Here is a 19,882-nt window from a genome sequence, read left to right as displayed (position 1 = left end):
CGTTCCCGGACGTTTTCCAATCCGGGTGAACTCATTAACGCAACGCATATGCCAAGCGGGCCTCGCCCCGATGCGATCATTCTCCAATCATTCAATCGAAAAATGCTGCTGCAGTCAGGTCGATCCTTGTGCGCACCAATGCTGATCCAGCCGGAAGCCACCTGTCGGGGGTGGACAGCGCACCGGACTGATGCAACGAGATCAAATAGATGCGCATCCGGCGTGCATCGATGCATCAATCCGATACATGATGCGATCAATGCAATCATTCGACACAGAGACTGCGATATATATATTTTTCTATTAATGCGTCATGCTAACGTTTTGATGAATCATCAAACGGAAACGGATATGGATTACGCGATCCATCATTGGTCGAAGCGACTATTGGAAAGCAGGAAGCCGGCCTATCTGCTGATCCCCGATCTCATCGAGGAAGATCTCGCGACGGGCCGGCTGAAGCCGCGCGACCGCCTGCCCGGGCTGCGCGATCTCGCCGGTGCGCTGAACCTGAACTACACGACGGTCGCCCGCGCGTATGCGGAAGCTCGCCGACGCGGCTTGCTCGATACGCGGGCAGGCAGCGGAACGTTCGTGCGCGGCCCGACACGGACGTTCCAGCTATCAGGCGGGAGCAGCGTCGAGATGACGATGAACATGCCCCCTGAACCGACCGAGATGGTCGACCGGCTTCAGCGATCGGCAGCCGCATTGTTCGCTGTGGCGGATCCTTACCAACTGATGCGATATCAGGATTTCGGTGGCACACCGGCGGATCGGGCCGCCGGCCGCGCGTGGCTGGCCAATCGCCTGCCCGGTTGCAGTAGCGATAACGTGCTCGTTTGCCCCGGAATCCACAGCGCCCTCGTCGCGCTCGTCTCCCGGCTTGCGCGCCGCGGCGACGCGATCTGCCTCGATTCGCTCGCGTACCCCGGCATCAAGGCAATCGCATCGCAATTGGGCGTGCAGTTGCAGCCGCTGCCACGAGACGACGACGGACCGCTCCCGCACGCCTTCGAGTCGCTCTGCAGAAGCGGACAACCCGCGGCGCTGTACTGCAACCCCACACTGCAGAATCCGAGCACGCTGACGATACCGTTCAGGCGCCGCGAAGCGTTGGCCGATATCGCGATGCGCTACAGCGTGCCCATCATCGAGGACGACGCCTACGCGATGCTGCCGCAGAGCGCGCCGCCGCCCCTGGCGTTGCTGGCGCCCGAACTGACCTATTACGTGACCGGCATGTCGAAGAATCTCGGCGCCGGGCTGCGAATCGCTTACCTGTTGGCGCCGACCGTGCGCGAAGCACAGCGTATCGCCGGAGCGTTGCGTGCCACGACCGTGATGCCGAGCCCATTCACAATGCTGCTGGCGACCCAGTGGATCAACGACGGCACGGCCAGCGAGATGCTGGCCGCGATTCGAGCGGAAGCGCGCGCGCGGCAGGCGATTGCCAGCCGGATTCTCGGCGCCTGGCCTTTCGATGCCCCCCCCGACGGTTTCCATCTGTGGTTGCCGATTCCGCGCGAGTGCCTATGGACGGCACCGGATCTGGCACAGCATCTGCGGAGTCAGAGAGTCGCCGCCGTGGCAAGCGCGGCATTTTCGACGGACGGCGACCCGCCGGCTGCGATCCGCATTTGCCTCGGCGGGCCGCAGGATCGGGCGCAGTGTCTGGAAGGCCTGCAACTCGTCGCGGAGGCACTGACCGATGCACATCATCTTTACGGTGCCGCGATGTAGCGACCGATACCGCCTCGAAGACAAATGAGCGTCGGCGCGGGACGAGGGCGGCCGCCCCTACGATTCGTGGGTCGCATCCATACCGGCTCGCTGCCCCGTGGCACCTGACCGGTACCGACATCCTGACCGGACTAAACGCCGCGAACAGATCATCTTGCCCGACAAATTGGCGCCCCGGGATAGCGCGGGGACAACTGAGCGGCGATCGTGCCAAAGAACCGCTCGATGTAAGGATGCGCATCCGGACTGTACTCCGGTTTGGCCGCGATCCGACAGCCAACGAACTCGTATAAAGCACCCAGCGTCTCGGTGGGGAGCTTCGCCTTCGCGTTGTCGACGCTTGATGTGCTCCCACATCACGTACACCACTTCCTGCATGCGTGAGACCGGTACCTAACCATGGGGCCGTAGCGGAGCGCGCAAATCGTGAAGGATCCGTCTCGAGCGCTCATTCGATCGCTTTGATGACTTCGTATCGACTCTATTCGCGAGCTGGAACGAGATGATGCCCGAGCACGGCGCGTGTGCATACGTCAATGATTACCAGCAGCCAAACGGGTTCGATTTGATTTCGAACTCTCGGGCAAAACCGGGCTGATCGAGCATCACGACCTTTGGGCCGGATATCGAGCCGGTGCCCGTCGAATTCAACAACCTGGTAAAAACACCTCGCGGCGTGCGCGGGAAGTCTTCGCTTCGCGGCGGGCCTTTCAGACGCGTCGCGTCAGCGGCACGCGCAGCGATGCTGAATCCACTCAGCAGTTCGCTTAGTGCGCCGCGTGGCTTCCAGTTGACGTATCTGCTCCGACCGCGGGAGCTACGAAACGTGCAGTGCCTCGGCGGCGCACGTGAAATAGCGGTGTTCCGGGACGGCTAGGAAGTAACGGATAGCCCACAACAGCATGGCGAATTTCCTCGCACCCGAGAACAATTGGTCTTGCCTATGGTTGGCATCATAAACCCGTCTTGGACACTATGATTAAACAGGTCCATTCTCTGTTCAACGCATCGCACTGACCGACGCGGCGACGAACGCCAGACTGAATGGAGCTGACCATGCAAGAGATCATCGACGGTTTTCTGAAATTTCAACGGGACATCATGCCCGCTCGCAGGGAGTTGTTCCGCAAGCTGGCCACCAGCCAGACGCCGCGCACCCTGTTCATTTCCTGTTCCGATAGCCGCATGGTTCCCGAACTGGTCACTCAGCGCGAACCGGGCGACCTGTTCGTGATCCGTAACGCCGGCAACATCGTGCCTTCGTTCGGTCCCGAGCCGGGCGGTGTGTCGGCAACCGTCGAATATGCAGTGGCCGCGCTTGGCGTGACGGATGTGGTGATCTGCGGCCACTCGGACTGCGGCGCGATGACGGCCGTCGCAACGTGCAAGTGCCTCGACCATATGCCCGCCGTCGCGAACTGGCTGCGCTACGCCGACTCGGCGAAGCTCGTCAACCAGGCGCGTGAACATGCAGGCGAACGCGAGCGCGTCGACTCGATGGTGCGCGAGAACGTCATTGCGCAGCTCGACAACCTCAAGACCCATCCCTCCGTTGCACTGGGACTCGCACAAGGCCGCCTCAATTTGCACGGATGGGTCTACGAAATCGAATCCGGCTCGATCGACGCGCTCGACGCCGCGACTCGCCAGTTCGTGCCGCTCGCCGCGCATCCCGATGTCACCGCGACGCCCGCCGAGTGCGTGGCTGCGCTCTGATTCCCGGCTCGTCAAACCGACTGCCGATCTCACCAGGTTGATTTTCTCAAGGAGCAACATCATGACCCAATCGCAAGTCACACCGAACGCGCGCGAAGCTTTGACCGAAACGATCGTCGACGCGAAAGTGCGTAAGAACCTCACGTTCGAAGCCATCAACGAAGGCACGGGCCTGAGCCTCGCATACACGACGGCCGCGCTGCTCGGTCAGCATGCGTTGCCGGAGAATGCGGCGAAGCTCGTCGCCGAACGCCTCGGGCTCGACGACGACGCTGTGCGCCTGCTGCAAACCATTCCCGTGCGCGGCAGCACTCCGGGGGGCGTGCCGACCGACCCGACCATGTACCGCTTCTACGAGATCCTGCAGGTCTACGGCACGACCCTTAAGGCCCTGGTTCACGAGAAGTTCGGCGACGGGATCATCAGCGCGATCAACTTCAAGCTCGACGTGAAGAAGGTCGACGATCCGGAAGGCGGCTCGCGCGCCGTCATCACGCTGGACGGCAAGTACCTGCCGACCAAGCCGTTCTGAACCCATGATGCAAAGACGAAAGTTCTTACTAAGCACCGGTGCCGCGCTTGCTTCGGGCGGCCTTGCCCTCTCGGGTTGCACGATGACGGGGCCGCGCTCCACGTCGAGCACCAACAACGCGCTGTCCCCCACAAGGAGATCCGAAATGACCTCATCCGCAGCAGTTCGTCCGCCGCTTCCGCCGTTCACGCTGGAGTCGGCCATCGAGAAAGTTCGTCTCGCAGAAGACGGTTGGAATTCGCGCGACGCCGCTAAGGTCGCGCTCGCCTATTCGCTCGACACGAAATGGCGCAATCGTGCAGAGTTCGCGAACAATCGCACGGAAGCGCAGGCGTTTCTCGAGCGCAAATGGAAGAAGGAGCACGAGTATCGTCTGATCAAGGAGCTGTGGGCATTCGGCGGCAATCGCATTGCCGTGCGCTACGCCTACGAATGGCATGACGACTCGGGCAACTGGTTCCGCTCCTACGGCAACGAGAACTGGGAGTTCGGCGAGGACGGCCTCATGCAACACCGCTATGCATGTATCAACGACATGCCGATCAAAGAGTCCGAGCGCAAGTATCACTGGCCCTTGGGCCGTCGGCCGGACGATCATCCGGGACTGAGCGAGTTGGGACTTTGACGCCCGGCGCGTTAGAGCCGCAATGAGAGGTTCGCGCCCAACAATCTCGTGGCGAAGCACAATGGATCGTTGGGCGTGTGTTGAAGTTCGCCGGTACTACTGGTTGTGTCGAGTGGTGCGCGAATCTCGTCTGGTGGCTCCGCCACTTCGGGCCGACGAAGGCCTAGCTGAGGAAGTGATCCGCTGCCTCGTGAACCACATCCGACATGAAGGCGCAATAGCAAAACCTTCGCACGGACATCCCCCGTCTGTTACGCGAGCGCATCGCGTGCGGAGACGAGGAGACCGTCGGTCTCAGGGTTTTCTAACGGCGGCGGCGCTGGTTTGCCCGCTAGCTGAATCTATGGTCACTGTTAGCAGAGTCTTCGAGCCGCGACAGCACTACCATTAGTAAAACTTACCTTATATCGAAACAAGGAAATGGAAACATCATGAACAAGAGAATCCGTCACATTTCTTACGTCGTGTCGGCACTCACGCTGGCTGCTTCCACCACGACCGCGCTTGCTGCATCTTCCGCAGAAGCGGCTTCACCGGGTTACCACTCTGCTGCGCCGTTGATTCAGCGGAATGCAGCGCCGGAAGCTCAGCGCGCAATGACCCGCGGCGAGGTGATCAACGACATGATCAAGGCCGGGCAGGACGGTACTCTGCAACGCCTGGACGACACGGTCTTCCACGGCTCGTGACGCCAGACCAAGCGGCTGCGGCGAAGCGAGTCGCCTCGATGTGTCTCTGTCCAGTGGATCGTCAGTTGCAGCACTCAATGCGGCAACGATCACGGCGAATCCGATGGTGAATAATTCTTCAACCAGAGCCCACGTCGGATTTGCTGACGCGGCCGAATCTACAGCCATCAAGCACGCGGTTGACGGTTTGGCTAAGCGCCCTGCGATGAAGGTGTCGCGATCGACGCGCATGCTAACGCAGCGGCGGCGAGGCCGCTCGCCACTGAAATGTTGGATCGTTACCGAGGCCGCGACGGGTCATCAAAAGCGGGTTTCCTGTCGATGATCTCGGCAAAAACCGCTGGCGTAGGCAAATCCGCTCACGCTGCATCAGCTCCGATGCAAGTCTCTCAACTACTCGACACCGTCGATGTCGGAGAAGGTCAGGTCGACTTCCCGAACCGATCAGTGAGCAGCTTTAAGAACGCCCTGCTTGCTGCGGTGCGATACCCACCCTTGCGCTCTAAAACGGCGGCCGTGCGCGTCGGCAGAGGTGGATCGAGCGGCACGGGATGCAGGCCCTCTTGCACGCGTGCGATGTGATCAGGGAGAACCGTCGCCAGCTGCCCGCGACGCACGATCTCAACGATTGCACCGATGGTGTCCACTTCGATTGCGACAAGCGGTCGAATCGCGTGACGCGCGAAATGCTCATCGATGAACCGGCGCGTCGCGAACGTGTCGTTCAGCAAGACCAACGGTTCCTTGCCAAAGTCACGCCCCGCGAGTGCCTTGCGGCGCGACGCACGCGGGTGGCTGTGGCCGACTACCAAGCTCAGTGTCTCCTCGAAAAGCGATTGGCTTTCTATGTCGGCCGAAAAGGCCGGATGGAATGCCACACCGATATCGAGCTTGTCGTCCGCAAGCTGCGCCTCCATCTGGTCCTGCGTGAGTTCGCGAATATCGATTCTGATGCCAGGATGCAGCTGATGGAACTCATCGACGAGCGGCCCGACCAAGGATGCCGTATAGGTCGGCGTTACTGCGAAACGCAGGCTACCCCTGCTCAGCTCCGCCACGTCGTGTATCGCCCTCACCCCTGCGTCAAGGTCCTGCAGCGCGAGTTTGGCGTAACGCATCCACGCTTCTCCCGCGTCGGTCAGGTGAACGGTTCTACCGGAACGGTCGAACAGCGGTGTTCCCAAGGTGTCCTCGAGCTGCCGGATCTGCTGCGATAAGGTCGGCTGCGATACGTGAAGTGCCTCGGCAGCGCGCGTGAAATTCTGCTGTTCTGCCACTGCAAGGAAGTAACGGATGTGACGGAGCAGCACGGGCATCCCCTCATCTATTGGCCATTCCTATCGACTCTATCGTAAACCAGACTTTGACACTATTGAAAGTCGCATCCATCCTTGGTGCATAGAATCAACGCACACATTGAAGCTGATCGTGAAGGAGATCGTCGACGGATTGCGGAGACGCCGAACCGGCCCGTTAGGGCGCGGGCGCTGAATGAAATTATTCTGTGGAAGGCATGATTGTGCGCTATCAGGTGACACATGATTCGACAGTGGTGGATTCCGGCAAGCGTGTACAGGCGAGAATCGAAGAAGGCGCGTCAACAAGGCGCAGGTCCAAAGCTGCGTGACGGTTCCTTTTTGCGTGGGCATCGATAACGTGATATCGCCAGCAGCGCGGCATCGAAATTCGGAGCTCTGGCAAAAATCGATTGCGGAACAGTCTTGAGCAGGCTGTGGTGCATCCGGCAGTACTCGGCTGACGGATCGAGCCACTCCCTCTTCCACCGTGATGCAGTGACATCGGCGTCGTTCAGAACAAGACATCTGAAGCAATACACCAAGTACTTCCGGCTGAAGACCCACGCATGCGGCGTCTGGATCATGCTCAGAATGCCGTCGTTGAGCCGCGCTACGCGAGATAGACGGCTCAGGGTTGGGGATGGAACTGGGGGGAACGAGGATCCAGCCGGCCTTGGTCAGGCTAGGCATCGCTACGCCTGCGCCCGATTCCCAGATCAAGTCCACGCTCGTCTGATACCGCGCCGCGATTCGACCCAACCAGCTACCAAACGCCTCTTCCAGGAAGGGCCGAGGTGCGATGGGCCACGGTCAGGGGGTGTCAAACATGCGCGCGGGCAACTCGTGCAAGGCGAGCGATATCGATGCACTCGTCACCGTTCCTGATCGCCCACTCTGGTGCTTCGTTGAGGATCGTAGATATGGCGCCAGTCAGCCCTCCGCTTATCTCGAGAATAAGCTGGACAAGCTCACGTCGCGGCAGATTCAATGCTCTACCCTACTTGACCGTCGCCAACGGCAAAAACAATGCCAACGGGTCGTGCGTGAGGGGATGGAAGCCGAAGTGGCCATAGAACGCCGCGGCGCCCTCGTCCTTCGCGTCGACGGTCAACGCGACGGCCGGGATTTCCGAGCTGGTCGCGCGCCGGAGCGCATTGACCAGCAAAGCGGCACCCAGGCCCCGGCCCCTATACCGGCGATCAACGGCCAGTCGCCCCATGCGCACCGCCGGGATCGCGGGATAGCGCGGCAGCTTGCGCGCTACCTCATGGGGCAAATCGGCCAACGCGACGCTGGCGGCTGACAGCGTGTAATAGCCAGCAACGAAATTGCCGTCAAGCATCACAAAGCACGCGGCGACGCGACGGCGAACCTCCTGCGTCACCGTTTCGCGCAAGTAGCGGTCAAGCGCCGGCGTGCCACATTCAAAACCGGTTCGATCATGGGCTGCGTCGAGCACGGCCACCGTGAGCTGCGGACCGGTCATTCATTACGCAGCAACTGGTCGTGACGACCGAGCGCCCGCTGCAAGGCGTCCGTGGGCTTGGCGGGCGATAGAATCGCCGCGGCGAAGCGCTCCGAATCCGCCACCGACAGACCAATCAAGTCCGCGTCGGAAATGGCGCGTTGCGCGGCTTCGCGCGCAGCGGACACGACGAAGTCCGACATCGTGCGCCCCTGGATCTCGGCGGCCCGGCGGATCACCGCCAGCACGTCGGTCTCGACGCGTGCTTCAAAGCGAGTAGTAGCCATAAGGTGTTACCTCCTTGCGCTACTGTACGGAAATTTGCCGGGCTCGTCAAATTGTACGGAAAATTGCCGGGGGCATTCGCGAGTATCGAAGCCGGCGCCGGTCAATGCATACTCCCGTGAAACGGCGCTTGGGGCAGCGTCTCCCGATCCAGCGTTCCGGGTACCAGTTGTCTGATCAGTTCCGGGTCCAGGTTCAAGCCCTTGCCCGGTTCAATCGTCACTTCTTCCTTGCGTTTGCGTGGCATAAAGTGGCTCCTTGGTCGCCGGTTTATGCCTCGCACACAAAGATTCGGATAGGCTCCGTCGTGCGGTCCGACACCGGAAATTCAACGACGCCTTCATTTCGTATTGCGGATCCGATATCCCCGGATGCGCCCCCCTGTGCGGCGGCGCCCGCCACCCCACCGATTCGTCAGGCCTTTTTGCTTTTCTGTCTGCCGGACGACTTGCGCTTCCTCGGTGCGGGACCGGCTGTCGTGTGCATCGCGAAGATCTGCGGCATGTTCGCTTCGCCGTCCATGTAATCCGCCGTGTCGATCCGGCCAACCGTCTTAAGGCTGCGGATCATCACCTTGCCGCTGTCGGGATAGGTGCAGACCTCGTGCGGATCGTTCAACCCCATGGCCAGGTAGACCAGATCCTCGTCGAACGGATTCGCCAGCTGGTGTCCGATGCCGCTGCTTGCCGGGCACGAGATGCAATCGCCGGGACCGATTTCGCGCAGCGTATCGCCATAGCGGAACACCCCGCGTCCGGACAGCACGAAGAAGACCTCGTCCTCGCGCGCATGGGTGTGAAACGGACAGGCAGTGCGGCCGGGCGGCACGCGTGAAAGATTCACGCCGATTCTGCCGGGAACCGTGTCGAGCACAGGCGTAAGTGGTTTGTAAGACCCGCCCCAGTGCGTCCCTTCCATGTGATCGACCGCCTCGACATCTTCGACGTTGACGACATTCAGCTGCAGGCGCTTTTTCTTCATCTTGTGTCCTTGCTCGCGGGCGGCTGACCATTCTATCGGGTCAGCCGCGCCCGCACGACTGCAGTGCCCGCGACGCGCACGCGGTCTTCCGCGTCCTCAACGATCAGGCGGCCGCCGCGCGGGGACCCTGCAGCGCCGACAAGCGACGCCGCCCCAGACGCCCGGGCCAGAACGGCGCCAGTTTGCAATGGGCCGACACGCATACCTGAGCCTCGTTCACCCCGAGCGCGGGAAAGAAGGAACGGGACACAAAATCGACGCCGGTGCGCCGGCTGGGCGCCGTGACTACATGGCCGCGGCAGTCGAAGGTCTTCAGCGCGTCGAAGTCGGGCGTGAACCCGCTTACCGTTTCCTCCGAATCAGCAGCACCAGAAAGTCGTCGACCGCGCCCGCGAAATGGTCGATCGTCGCACCCGGCGCCGCGTGGAGGCACGGCGGCAGCGCGGCGGGCTTCGTATGTATGCAGCGGTCCGCAATGGGTATGAAAGCACAGCGGACCGCTTGCCCGAACCTGCTCGACATCGTACAGATACCCCATCGTCGCGATGGTGGCGTGACCGCAGATGTTCAGCTCGGCGCCCGGCGTGAACCAGCGTATTGCGTGGTCGCCCGGCTACCGTTCGATCACGAAGGCCGTGGTCGGCAGCGTGAGTTGCGTAGCGATCGCCTGCATCCGCACGACCGGCGGCAAGGAGCTCTTCACCACGATGACGCCTCAAGCCGCCGCCACCGCCACCATCACCGAATAAGCCTTGAACACCGCCGTCGCCGGCTGCCCCACGACAAGCCCCAACGCATCGACCGCGTCGTTCGTGACGCTCGACGTCACGTTCACACCACCCGCCAGCGTCACGACGACGAGCGACGTCGTCGCGCCGCGCTCGATCCGCGAAATCGTCCCGCTGAACTGGTTGCGCGCGGACAGCACGTAGCCGGCGAAATCGGCGACCAGCACGACGGCCGACGACTTGATCAGCGCGATCGCGTCCTGCCCTATCTTGAGTTCGAGCCGCTTCGCCGCGGCCGTGGTCATCGTCGCAACGATCTCCTGATCGCCCGATATCTTCAACGTCACCTGGGTCGTGACCGGTCCATCGCTGACCGCGGCGATGGTTCCCGAAAACTGATTGCGAGCGGTGGTTTTCACTGCGATTCTCCTGAGTAGTCCGGACAGCGCCGGAGATTGAACCAGCCATGCTTCCTGTTCCCGCAGGAACCGTCGGGTCCTCACCTGCAGCACCCGCCATGCAGACAGCAACTCCCGTGCAACCGGCGTAAGCCGTGTACCGCCGCCGCCCTTGCCTCCCGTCTCCGTCGTGAACAACGGCTGGCTCGCGAGATTCGACGCGCTCTCGAGTACCAGCCACGCGCCCTTGTAGCTGTAACCGGCGACGCGCGCCGCACGGTTGATCGAACCCGTGTTGTCGATCGCCTCCAGCAGCGCGAAAAACCGCGCGTCGAGGCGGCCCGCGAGCTTCAGCTCGCCGATCAACAGCGTCGCATCGTTGCGCGTGCCGCCCGTCTCTCGCATCCGTCCGCCGCGTCAGTCGATCGCGGACGCGCGCAGCAAACCGCGCACACGCTGTTCGTGCGGCGTCGGCGGGCGCGCGTCCGCGCACATGCGTTCCAGCGAAGTCGCCACGCCGCGCTGCATGTCGACCTCGCGCACCGCCCGGCCCTGCTCGATCACGAACGCGACGTCGGCAAGCGCCACCACATCGTCGACGTCGTGCGTGATCATCATCGCGGGGATCTGCCACTCGCGGAGCACCTCGTCCAGATAGCGTCGCAAGTCGCGTCGCAACGGTGGATCGAGCGCGGAAAACGGCTCGTCAAGTAACAGCAGGCCGGGCTGGCACGCGAGCGAGCGCGCCAGCGCGACACGCTGCCGTTGCCCGCCCGACAGCCCATCGGTCCGGCTGCCGGCGAGCGACGCGAGACCGAAGCGCTCCAGCAGCTCGTCCACACGCCCACGCGCGTCGGTCGACAAGCGGCGTCGATACCACGTGGTCAGCCCGAACGCGACGTTCTCGCGCACCGACAAATGCGGAAACAGCGCGTAATGCTGGAACAGGCAGCCGATGCCGCGCCGCTCGGGCGGCACGTCGATTCCGCAGTCCGCGTCGAACAGCGTGCGCCGGTTGACGCGCACGTGCCCTCGTCGCGGCGCAAGCAGCCCGGCGACGGTCTGCAGCGTCAACGACTTGCCGGCGCCCGACGGTCCGTAGAGCGCGATCACGCGCGCGTCGGACGCGAAGCGCATCGCGAGCGCGAAACGCCGTGTGCCGTCCGACACCGCCACATCGAAGTCGACGTCGATCACCGGTGCGCTCCGTCACGCATGCGTGAAGCCGTACCGCTTGAGGATCGCCTGTGCGTCCGGGCCGAACAGATAGGCGATGAACGCCTTCGCGAGCGCAGGCGCGCTGCTCGCGCGAACGGCGACGACCGGATAAACGACGGGATCGTGGTCGTCCACCGTCTGCACGACCGCGACCCGATCCGGCATCAGCATCGCGTCGGTCCGATAGACGAAGCCCGCGTCGGCCTCGGCGCGCGCGACGTAGTCGAGCACCTGCCGCACGCTGTCGGACTCCACGATCTTCGGCGCGAGCGCGCCCCAGAGCTTCGCCCGCTCGAGCGCCTGCTGCGTATACCGGCCGCATGGCACGGTCGCGATCTTGCCGATCGCGATCCGTCGCACGGCCGGGTCCGCTAGCGCGGCGAGCGACTTCACGGGCGACGCGTCGCCGGCCGGCACGACCAGCACCAGCGTGTTCGTCGCGAGCGTGCGCTGCGTCGCGCCGTCGAAGATGCCCGCATCGATGCCGCGCGTGACGGTCGCCGCATCCGCGCTGACGAATACGTCGACCGGCGCGCCCACGCGGATCTGCTGAAGCAGCGTGCCCGACGCGCCGAAGTTAATCCGCACGGTCACGCCGGGATGCGCGGCTTCGAAGCGCGGTACGATCTCCTTGAACGCATCGGTCATGCTGGCCGCGGCCGACACGGTCAGTTGCTGCGCGAGCGCGACGACGGGCGCGAGCACGCACAGCAGGCTCGCGAAGCATCGAATCATTGATTTCATGAAGCCCTCTCCGGCTCAACGTAGTGTGAAAAAGCGCTTGGACAGCACGAGCACCGCGACGGACAGCACCGACGTGACGCACGCGAGAAAGAACGCCGTGCCGTCGCGGCCATCCTGCATCGCGTCGTAAATCGCGAGCGACAGCGTCTGCGTCTCGCGCGGGATGTCGCCCGCGATCATCAAGGTCGCGCCGAACTCGCCCATCGCACGCGCGAACGCGAGCAGCGCGCCCGCCAGAATCGCCGGCCATGCGAGCGGCAGCGTGACGCGCACGAAGGTCGAGAATGGCGACTGCCGCAGCGTGCGCGCGGCCGCTTCGAGCGAGCGGTCGACGCCCGCGAACGCGGCGCTTGCGGACTTCAGCACCAGCGGCAGCGCCACGATCGTCGACGCGAGCACCGCGCCGTGCCAGTTGAACACGAACGTGTAGCCGAACTGTGCATGGAGCCAGCTGCCGAGCGCGCTGCGCCGGCCCGCGACGATCAGAATCCCGTAGCCGATCACGGTCGGTGGCAACACCAGCGGCAACATGCAGGCGGCTTCGACGATCGCGCTCCCCGGAAAGCGACGGCGCGCGAACAGCCAGCCGAGCGCGATGCCGGCGATCGATGCGAGTAGCGTCGCGAGGCTCGCGACTTTCAGCGACAGCAACAGCGGCGGCCAGTCGATGCGTTGTAGGAAACCCGACATTTGCGACACCTTTCGTGATGAACTCGGCTACATCACCGACGTTGCAAGATGCAGGCCATCCTCCATCGCGAGGCGTCGGCCGGCAGGAAAAACTCAATTACGACCGACATGCGCGAGCGCCCTGCGCAGGTTCGAAGTCACGCGCGGCCGGCTCGAGCAGCTGCCGATGCGGGCGGAGCAATGCAACCAGGCGGCGAATCTGCGCCGCGCAGCGTGCAGGCCGCCGAACCCGGCGCTCGTCGCCGCACGCGTTCTCGACATCGAGAAAGACACCGAGGCGACGTAACGAAACCGACATGTCCGATTCCTGACATGACACGAATGCCGTGCACCGCCGGTGTCAGCCATGACGCGGGCACACGCATGCCGCCGCACGCGCCGCGCGCGAGATGCGCTGCGCCTTCAGCACACCGGCGATGAAGCTGGCGACGCTCGACGTGCGCAGCGCGATCCAGCGCACGCGACGGCGCGCGCAGTGTGCGCGCAGCGCGGCGAGCGAGTCGGGATCGATCGTGTCGAGCGGACACAGCACCGCGTCGGCGCGTTGCAGCAGCGCCGCGAACTGCTGCGCGCGCGGACCGCCGTCGTCGTCGATCCGCGCCACGTGATGAACGAATTCGCCGCCCGACGCGCTCGACCATGCGCGCAATACCGCGTTGCTCCCAGGCCGGCCGCCGACGTAGACGAAGCGGCGGCCGACCAGCATCGCCGACAGCAAGTCGCCGTCGAGCATGACCTGCTCGACCGCCTGCAGTTCCCGCGCGAGGCTTGCCGCATGCGCGCGTACCCGCGCGAGACGCGCGAGCGCTTCGTCGTGCTCGCGCATCGATTGCGACGCGCGCTGCGTGCTGCGCTCGAGCGCGCACATCGCCGGCCGCGGCATGATCAGCGCGCGCCGGTACGATCCCGGCCCGGCGGGTCGGGCTGCGCAGGCGGCATCGCGAACCAGCTTTGCACGGTGTCGTACGAATAGCGGGTCAGTCGGTCGTGCCGCGCATGCGGGGCGAGCAGTTGCACCGACAACGGTTCCGCCCAGCGCCAGAAATCCGCGCGCAACGCGCTCGGCAAGCCGACGTCGTCGAATGCATGCCACAAATGCACGAGCCACAGCTCCCGCCCCTCCTCGTCGAGCAGCAGCGGCAGCCCGGCGCCCGCCTGCAGACGCGCGTGACGCTGACTGAAATACAGCGGGCCGCCGCACGATTCGACGACGAAGTCCGCGACGCGCTCGACGATGCAATCGAAGCAGTCGCCGGCACGTGCGAAGAGCGGCGTCGTCTTCAAGCGCGCCATGTGGCACGCCACCAGATCGCGCAGGCCCGCTTCCGTGCAGATCGCGAGCAGCCGGTGCGGCGGAGCGGGCAGCGTCGGGCATACGGTCGGCCCGACGGCGTCGCGCCGCTCGTGTGGAAAAGGCGCGGCCGGCCATTGCAGCGTCCGATAGCAGGCGCGCGTACACGGCGTCCAGCGTGCGCGGGGCGTAGCCCCCGGGTTCGGGTTCATGAGCGTGTCGGCTCCCTGTTCGGTTTGTCGGTTATATATCGCGCTACATAACGATGTCCGAAACGAAGCAGGTTCCGCGCCACGTCGCGCGAAACGCCGCTATTCCGGTCCGAAGCAGTGCGCGTAATCGGCGCACGCGCCGCAGCTCGGCGCCTTGCAGACGAACAGTCCTTCGCGCTCGCACAGCTGCTTGTAAAAGAACTTCTTCCACTTCATGTCGCGCGTGTTCTTCGCGGCGAGCCGTGGAAACCACCGCCCGATCAGCGCGGACAGCTCGCGGCGCGACGGCAGCAGCAAGTCCTGCCACAAATGGTTGTCGCCCGCGCAGGCGGCCGCCAGCACGTGGGCGACGCAGCGCGCTTCGTCGCGCGTGCCCGCATCGGAGTCGGCGTGCGCGACGAAGAGCGCGACCAGATCGTCGAACTCGTCGTCACGCGGCGTGTGCGGTTGCGTGTGCATCGGCGGCAGCGCAGCGCCGGGCGACTCGGCGCACGCCGCGAGTGCGGCCCGTGCGCCCGGAAACCAGCGATCCAGCACGCGACTCGTATCGGTCGAGTCGAGCCCAGCGGTCGTCGCGGCGTCGGCCTCGCCGCGTGCAAACGCCACCGCGAGCGGGCCGACGAACGCGAGCACGGTCGGATCCTGCGCGTCGAGCGCACAACGCATCAGGATCGCGCGCACGTCCATCGCCGCTCGCCCCGTCAAACCTGCGCCGCCGCGTGCGTATAGCACTTCTTCGGGCAGATCTTCGCGCACGCGGTGCAGCCGATGCACAGCTGCCGGTGCGCGATCGTCATCACCTTCTTCTCGTACTCGTCGTCATCGTCGCTGTCGCTGTCGAGCGCGACGTGCTCGCCGTCCTCGTCGACGCCGACCAGCTCGAGCACGCCGCGCGGACACACCTTGAAGCAGCGGCCGCAGCCGATGCATTTGGCCTCGTCGAGCGTGGACACGAACGTCGGCGTCCAAGTCTCCCCGCTCGGCAGTTTCACGTTGAAGGTTTCGCTCATGGTCGAGTGCCTCGCGTCACGCGGCGCTCGCCTTGCGCGCTTCCATCAATGCGGCATGCGCGTCGTGACAGCGCTGCGCGACGGCGAGAATCTGCTCCCAGTTGGTCGGCAGTTCCTCGGACAGGTCGTGCAGATCCATCTTCGCCTGCGTCGCCTGGGCATTGAGCTTCTTCAGGCGCGCTTTCAGTTCGTCGGCTTGGTTGGTCATCGATTTTCTCCGCGTTGCGCCGCTCACGCGCCGTACTGCGCGACGGCCGGGTACGCGCGAATCATTTCGATCGCGTCGTCGAGGAACTTGCCGCCCGCCGCCGCGAGCTTCTCCAGAGACGGAAAGCCGAAGCGGTGCACGTCGCGCAATTGCTTGTTGACGACCACGAGCCGCCCCGCGATCAGCACCATCCGGCCGAAGCCCTCGTGGCTCATCTTCATCATCGGCGACACCATCTGGCGCGTCTCGCGTTCGATCGCGACTGCAACCGCCGCGTAGAACAGCTCGAGCCGCCACAGTGTCTCCGGATCGGGGTCGCCGATGATCGGAATCGCGCGCCGCTCGTCCGCGCTCAGAATGAACGGCTTCAGCAGTTGCAGGTCGCTGCGGTTCTCCCAGGTGCCGTGCAGGTCCTGTGCACGCAGCTGCTTGATCAGCTGCTGCACGAACGGCGTCGCGAGCAGCGCTTCGTCCGCGGCCGCGTCGGGCGTCGTGTCGATGGTGGCGTCAGCCATGTGATACCTCGTCGTCTTCGTCGAAATCGAATGTGCGCCCGCCGTCCTTCGCGAGCGCCTTGCGCAGCCATGGCGGCGGCGTGCCGTTGAGCACCTCCTGCAGCTTCACCAGGATCTCGCCGATCGGTTCGGGCTGCGGCACCTTGATCGGATGGATCTTCAGTGCGACGACGCGCGCCGCGCCCGAGCCGCCGATCGCGGCAACGTACAGGATCGCGCAGTCCCTGATCGCGTCGAGCTTCGGCGCGAGCTTGTCCTCGTCGCCGTCCTCCTCGAGCTTGCCGCCGAACTCGAACGATTCGACGAAGGTGTGCCCGTCCGGCCGCACGTCGTACGTGACGATGCTTTTCGCCCAGCCGAAATGCGCGTCGACGTGCTCTTTGTCCTGGGTCGCGAAGGCGATCTTCATGCGGTGTGCTCCTGGTCGAATATCGGTTGGGCGACGATCGGAATGTCCAATGTGCGCGCGGGATCGCGCGCCGCGAGATCGACCGCGTGCGGCGGCAGCGGCCAGTCGCCCGGGCCGTGATGCGCAATCCGCTCGATCATCAGGTTCGCGATCTCGAAGATCAGGTTCATGGTGCCGCGATAGCCGACCTGGCAGCGGTGCGCGTTACCGATCCGGTCGAACACCGGGAAGCCGACGCGCATCAGCGGCTTGCCGAGCCGCTCGGCCATCTGCCGGCCGTGCGAGTGCGTGATCAGCAGATCGCAATCCGCCGCACGCTGCTCCAGGTCCTCGAGATCGCCGAGCAGCACGTGTGGCGCGGGCAGCAGCGCGTGCGCGGCCGACGCGGTCGTGCTGACGCAGCAGCGCAGCTCCGCGCCCATCTCGTGCAGCAGGCAGCCGAGCGCGAGCAGCAGGTCCGGCTCCGCACCGAGCGCGACCTTGATCCCGCCCGTGTAGAAGTGGCCGTCGAGCATCGCGTCGAGCAACTGGCTGCGTTGCCGCCGATACTTGTCCGGCACCGGCCGCCCGGCGAGCTGCGCGAGCCGCACGAGCAGCCGGTCGTTCGGCTCGAGCCCGGTGAGCCGTTCGAAGATCTCGAACGGCGCGCCGGTCAGCGCATGGAGCGTCTCGGCCGCCATGCGCGTCTGCTCGCCGACGCCGATCGTGAACGCGGACGCGCCCGCCGCCCGGATCTGCTCGAGCGTCGTGCCGCCGAGCGTCGTGCCGCGCCAGTCCGGCGCGATGTGGCCGTCGAGCGAGCCGGACAGGTCCGGCAGCACGATCGCGTCGAGCCCGAACGCCGCGACGATCTCGCGCAGCTCGTCGATGTCGGCCGGCGACAGGTGGCTGCCCGGCAGCAGCGTGACCTGCCGCGCGTTCGCCGGCAGCGGCTTCACGAGCGCGCGCACGATCGCGGCGACCGCAAGCCGGTAGCCGTCCTCGAAGCCGCCGACGTAGTCGGGCGTCGACACGTAGACGATCTCCGTATCGTCGAGCTCCGGCTTGCGCGTGCGTACGGTCCGCAGATAGCCTTCGACGTCGTCGCCCTTGGTTTCGGTGAGCCCCGTCGAGCAGATCGCGATGATCTTCGGCGCCGCGCGCTTGCGGATGTTCAGCAGCGCCGTCTCGATGTTCTCGTAGCCGCCGAGGATCGTGGTGACCTCGTTCATCGCGGTCGTCTGCAGCGGGATCGCCTCCTTGAAGTGACGCACGAGCAGCACCAGGCCGAACGACGTGCAGCCCTGCGAGCCGTGCATCACCGGCATGCACGCGTCGAGGCCCATGAACGCATAGCTCGCCCCGAGCGGCTGGCTCATCTTGAGCGGATTGACCGCGCAAGCCTTTTTCGAATCGACGACTTCCGCCATCGCAGCTCTCCCCGGCCCGCTCAGGCGACGACGCCCGGTTCGAGCCCCATCGCCCACGCATGCACGCCATGCGGAATCGGTGCCGATGCGGCCGCGGCAGCGGCGCGCACCGCGCCGAGCGTCTCGCCGTCGTCGCCCCACGGCGCGGGGATCCGCACCTGCTGCCACACCGGGTTGAAGATCGCGCGATCGATCTCGTGCACGAGCTCGACCATCCCTTCGTAGCCGCCGTACGGATGGTGGCGCTCCTGGTTGATGTCGAGCCACGGCATGCGGGCCTTCAACGCGACGAACTGCGAGCGCCCGCCCGACAGCATGATGTCGGCCTTCGCGTCGCGCAGCATCGCGTACATCTCGCGCGGCGTCATGTCGTCGATCATGTGCGCGTCGTCGCCCATGATCTCCTTGATCTTCTCCTTGTCTTCCTTCGTGCTCTTCTTGACGCTGGTGCCGACGATCTCGAGCCCCGCCTCCTGCAGCGCGGCGACCACCGACCACGACTTCACGCCGCCCGTGATCAGGAGCACGCGCTTGCCGGCGAGGCGCTTCCTGTAGTGCGCGATGCGCGCCCACGCGCGCGCTTCCTCGCTCGCGATCAGACGCTCGGCGCGCTCGACGAGGTCGTCCGGCGCGCCCTGCCGCACGAGCAGCGTCGCGATCTGCCGCAGCGTGTCGCTCATGTCGCCGATCCCGTAGAACGAGCCCTCGAAATACGGAATCCCGTAGCGCTGCTGCATCCGCGTCGCGATGTTGATCATCGACTTCGAGCACACCATCATGTTGACCTTCGCGCGATGCGCGCTCGCCACCGCGTCGTAGCGGCCGTCGCCGGAGATGCACGACAGGATGCGCACGCCGAGCGCATCGAGCAGCGGCCTGACCTGCCACAGCTCGCCGGACAGGTTGTATTCGCCGATGATGTTGATGTCGTAGGGCGTCGTGTAGTCGGGCTCGCGCGTGCCGATCACGTAGTCGAGCAGCGCCTCGCCGCCGAGCTTGTTGCCGAGGTTCTTCGGCCCCGCGAAGCCGGGCGAGTTGACCGGAATCACCGGCTTGCCGAACTTCTCGGTGGCGCGCTTGCAGACGGCCTCGATGTCGTCGCCGATCAGCGCGGTCACGCAGGTCTGGTAGACGAACACGGCGGGCGGATCGTACTTCTCGATGATTTCGCGCACGCTTCGGAACAGCCGCTTCTCGCCGCCGTAGACGACATCGAGCTCGTTGATGTCGGTCGTGAAGCCGGTGCGGTACAACTGCGAGCCCGACGATGCCGAGTGCCGGTTGTCCCACGAGTTGCCTTCGCACGCGATCGGGCCGTGCACGAGATGCGCGACGTCGACGATCGGCTGCAGCGCGATCTTCGCGCCGTCGAACGCGCAGCCGCCGGCCGCCGCGCCGGGCGAAAGCTGCTTCGTGCAGCCCTTCTTGCGTGCCTTCTCGCTCTTGTCCTGGTTCTTGTCGCAACCCGGTTCGTCGAACACTTCGGCAATCTTGGCTTTCAGCGATGCGGACATGACGGGTTCCTCTCAGGTTCGTGCAACGGGATATCCGCAAATTCCATACCATGCGGCTCGGCCCCATGAACACCGTTCGATGCGGTCTGACGGGGCGCGCGCGTTGTCGGGATTCGGACGCGCTTTGGACGGTTTTGAACGGAACCCGACAACGCGCGAGTCGCGCTCGAGCGGCGAACGCTGTAAGGCGCAGCGCCGGTGC

The 19,882-nt window shown here is 64.6% G+C and carries 25 protein-coding genes; 6 read left to right on the top strand and 19 right to left on the bottom strand.

Annotated elements, in window-relative coordinates; translation table 11 throughout:
• The first annotated feature begins 351 nt into the window (after positions 1–351).
• The 5 genes from WJ35_RS16085 to WJ35_RS16065 all read left to right on the top strand — a co-directional run bounded on the left by WJ35_RS16085 (position 352) and on the right by WJ35_RS16065 (position 5,305).
• Positions 352–1,743 (top strand): PLP-dependent aminotransferase family protein, encoded by a 1,392-nt coding sequence (locus WJ35_RS16085; protein ID WP_045579680.1) that lies wholly within the window; start codon positions 352–354, stop codon positions 1,741–1,743.
• Between the two features lie 1,056 nt (positions 1,744–2,799).
• Positions 2,800–3,459: a carbonic anhydrase gene (locus tag WJ35_RS16080; RefSeq protein ID WP_011880175.1), complete on the top strand. Its 660-nt coding sequence runs from the start codon at positions 2,800–2,802 to the stop codon at positions 3,457–3,459.
• A 61-nt stretch (positions 3,460–3,520) separates the two neighbouring features.
• Entirely contained in the window at positions 3,521–3,991 is a 471-nt protein-coding gene (cynS, locus tag WJ35_RS16075; RefSeq protein ID WP_069239504.1) for a cyanase, read from the top strand.
• A gap of 145 nt (positions 3,992–4,136) precedes the next feature.
• Entirely contained in the window at positions 4,137–4,616 is a 480-nt protein-coding gene (locus WJ35_RS16070) for a DUF1348 family protein (RefSeq protein ID WP_045579679.1), read from the top strand.
• A 431-nt stretch (positions 4,617–5,047) separates the two neighbouring features.
• Positions 5,048–5,305 carry a hypothetical protein gene (locus WJ35_RS16065; protein WP_011880172.1) on the top strand — a complete coding sequence of 86 codons (258 nt, stop codon included), beginning with the start codon at positions 5,048–5,050 and terminating at the stop codon, positions 5,303–5,305.
• 422 nt (positions 5,306–5,727) lie between these two features.
• Here WJ35_RS16065 and cynR read toward each other — a convergent pair whose 3' ends face one another.
• The 6 genes from cynR to WJ35_RS30215 all read right to left on the bottom strand — a co-directional run bounded on the left by cynR (position 5,728) and on the right by WJ35_RS30215 (position 9,881).
• Complete coding sequence (gene cynR, locus WJ35_RS16060; protein ID WP_043292772.1) at positions 5,728–6,615, bottom strand: transcriptional regulator CynR; 888 nt, start codon at positions 6,613–6,615, stop codon at positions 5,728–5,730.
• Between the two features lie 985 nt (positions 6,616–7,600).
• On the bottom strand, positions 7,601–8,089 hold the full coding sequence (locus WJ35_RS16055) for a GNAT family N-acetyltransferase (protein ID WP_045579678.1): 489 nt from the start codon (positions 8,087–8,089) through the stop codon (positions 7,601–7,603).
• On the bottom strand, positions 8,086–8,355 hold the full coding sequence (locus tag WJ35_RS16050; protein WP_069239503.1) for a DUF1778 domain-containing protein: 270 nt from the start codon (positions 8,353–8,355) through the stop codon (positions 8,086–8,088). The genes WJ35_RS16055 and WJ35_RS16050 overlap by 4 nt, the downstream gene beginning before the upstream one ends.
• Positions 8,356–8,456: 101 nt before the next feature.
• Positions 8,457–8,600 carry a hypothetical protein gene (locus tag WJ35_RS30220; RefSeq protein WP_155121925.1) on the bottom strand — a complete coding sequence of 48 codons (144 nt, stop codon included), beginning with the start codon at positions 8,598–8,600 and terminating at the stop codon, positions 8,457–8,459.
• 167 nt (positions 8,601–8,767) lie between these two features.
• Positions 8,768–9,334 (bottom strand): cupin domain-containing protein, encoded by a 567-nt coding sequence (locus WJ35_RS16045; protein WP_011880166.1) that lies wholly within the window; start codon positions 9,332–9,334, stop codon positions 8,768–8,770.
• A gap of 103 nt (positions 9,335–9,437) precedes the next feature.
• Entirely contained in the window at positions 9,438–9,881 is a 444-nt protein-coding gene (locus tag WJ35_RS30215) for a PhzF family phenazine biosynthesis protein (RefSeq protein ID WP_230459717.1), read from the bottom strand.
• Positions 9,882–9,897: 16 nt separating this feature from the next.
• Here WJ35_RS30215 and WJ35_RS16035 point away from each other — a divergent pair, with 16 nt between their 5' ends.
• A complete protein-coding gene (locus WJ35_RS16035; protein ID WP_043292632.1) occupies positions 9,898–10,083 on the top strand; it encodes a hypothetical protein in 186 nt (61 codons plus the stop codon).
• Here WJ35_RS16035 and WJ35_RS16030 read toward each other — a convergent pair.
• From WJ35_RS16030 to nifE, 13 genes are all read right to left on the bottom strand, one after another.
• Positions 10,050–10,865 (bottom strand): TOBE domain-containing protein, encoded by an 816-nt coding sequence (locus WJ35_RS16030; protein WP_011880164.1) that lies wholly within the window; start codon positions 10,863–10,865, stop codon positions 10,050–10,052. The two genes, WJ35_RS16035 and WJ35_RS16030, sit on opposite strands and share 34 nt — an antisense overlap.
• Before the next feature lie 12 nt (positions 10,866–10,877).
• Entirely contained in the window at positions 10,878–11,657 is a 780-nt protein-coding gene (locus WJ35_RS16025; RefSeq protein ID WP_011880163.1) for an ATP-binding cassette domain-containing protein, read from the bottom strand.
• 12 nt (positions 11,658–11,669) lie between these two features.
• The gene (gene modA, locus WJ35_RS16020) at positions 11,670–12,422 is read right to left on the bottom strand and encodes a molybdate ABC transporter substrate-binding protein (RefSeq protein WP_011880162.1); all 753 of its coding nucleotides are present in this window, start codon (positions 12,420–12,422) and stop codon (positions 11,670–11,672) included.
• A 15-nt stretch (positions 12,423–12,437) separates the two neighbouring features.
• Positions 12,438–13,112 (bottom strand): molybdate ABC transporter permease subunit, encoded by a 675-nt coding sequence (gene modB, locus WJ35_RS16015; RefSeq protein WP_011880161.1) that lies wholly within the window; start codon positions 13,110–13,112, stop codon positions 12,438–12,440.
• 340 nt (positions 13,113–13,452) lie between these two features.
• Positions 13,453–13,995: a DUF2325 domain-containing protein gene (locus WJ35_RS16010; protein WP_045579677.1), complete on the bottom strand. Its 543-nt coding sequence runs from the start codon at positions 13,993–13,995 to the stop codon at positions 13,453–13,455.
• Positions 13,996–13,997: 2 nt separating this feature from the next.
• Positions 13,998–14,615 (bottom strand): hypothetical protein, encoded by a 618-nt coding sequence (locus WJ35_RS16005; RefSeq protein ID WP_011880158.1) that lies wholly within the window; start codon positions 14,613–14,615, stop codon positions 13,998–14,000.
• Between the two features lie 99 nt (positions 14,616–14,714).
• Entirely contained in the window at positions 14,715–15,302 is a 588-nt protein-coding gene (locus WJ35_RS16000) for a nitrogen fixation protein NifQ (protein ID WP_011880157.1), read from the bottom strand.
• Positions 15,303–15,316: 14 nt separating this feature from the next.
• Complete coding sequence (gene fdxB / locus WJ35_RS15995; protein WP_011880156.1) at positions 15,317–15,625, bottom strand: ferredoxin III, nif-specific; 309 nt, start codon at positions 15,623–15,625, stop codon at positions 15,317–15,319.
• A gap of 16 nt (positions 15,626–15,641) precedes the next feature.
• Positions 15,642–15,833 (bottom strand): CCE_0567 family metalloprotein, encoded by a 192-nt coding sequence (locus tag WJ35_RS15990; RefSeq protein ID WP_011880155.1) that lies wholly within the window; start codon positions 15,831–15,833, stop codon positions 15,642–15,644.
• 23 nt (positions 15,834–15,856) lie between these two features.
• On the bottom strand, positions 15,857–16,348 hold the full coding sequence (locus tag WJ35_RS15985) for a NifX-associated nitrogen fixation protein (protein WP_014725872.1): 492 nt from the start codon (positions 16,346–16,348) through the stop codon (positions 15,857–15,859).
• Entirely contained in the window at positions 16,341–16,757 is a 417-nt protein-coding gene (nifX, locus tag WJ35_RS15980; RefSeq protein ID WP_011880153.1) for a nitrogen fixation protein NifX, read from the bottom strand. Before nifX ends, WJ35_RS15985 begins: the two co-directional genes overlap by 8 nt.
• Positions 16,754–18,166 (bottom strand): nitrogenase iron-molybdenum cofactor biosynthesis protein NifN, encoded by a 1,413-nt coding sequence (nifN, locus tag WJ35_RS15975; RefSeq protein WP_011880152.1) that lies wholly within the window; start codon positions 18,164–18,166, stop codon positions 16,754–16,756. The genes nifX and nifN overlap by 4 nt, the downstream gene beginning before the upstream one ends.
• A gap of 20 nt (positions 18,167–18,186) precedes the next feature.
• On the bottom strand, positions 18,187–19,680 hold the full coding sequence (gene nifE, locus WJ35_RS15970; protein WP_045579672.1) for a nitrogenase iron-molybdenum cofactor biosynthesis protein NifE: 1,494 nt from the start codon (positions 19,678–19,680) through the stop codon (positions 18,187–18,189).
• Positions 19,681–19,882 lie beyond the last annotated feature (202 nt).

This window comes from Burkholderia ubonensis, from assembly GCF_001718695.1.
GTDB classification, from domain to species: domain Bacteria; phylum Pseudomonadota; class Gammaproteobacteria; order Burkholderiales; family Burkholderiaceae; genus Burkholderia; species Burkholderia ubonensis_B.
Note: the sequence above shows the minus strand (reverse complement) of the source record. Positions and strands in the feature narration are given on the sequence as shown.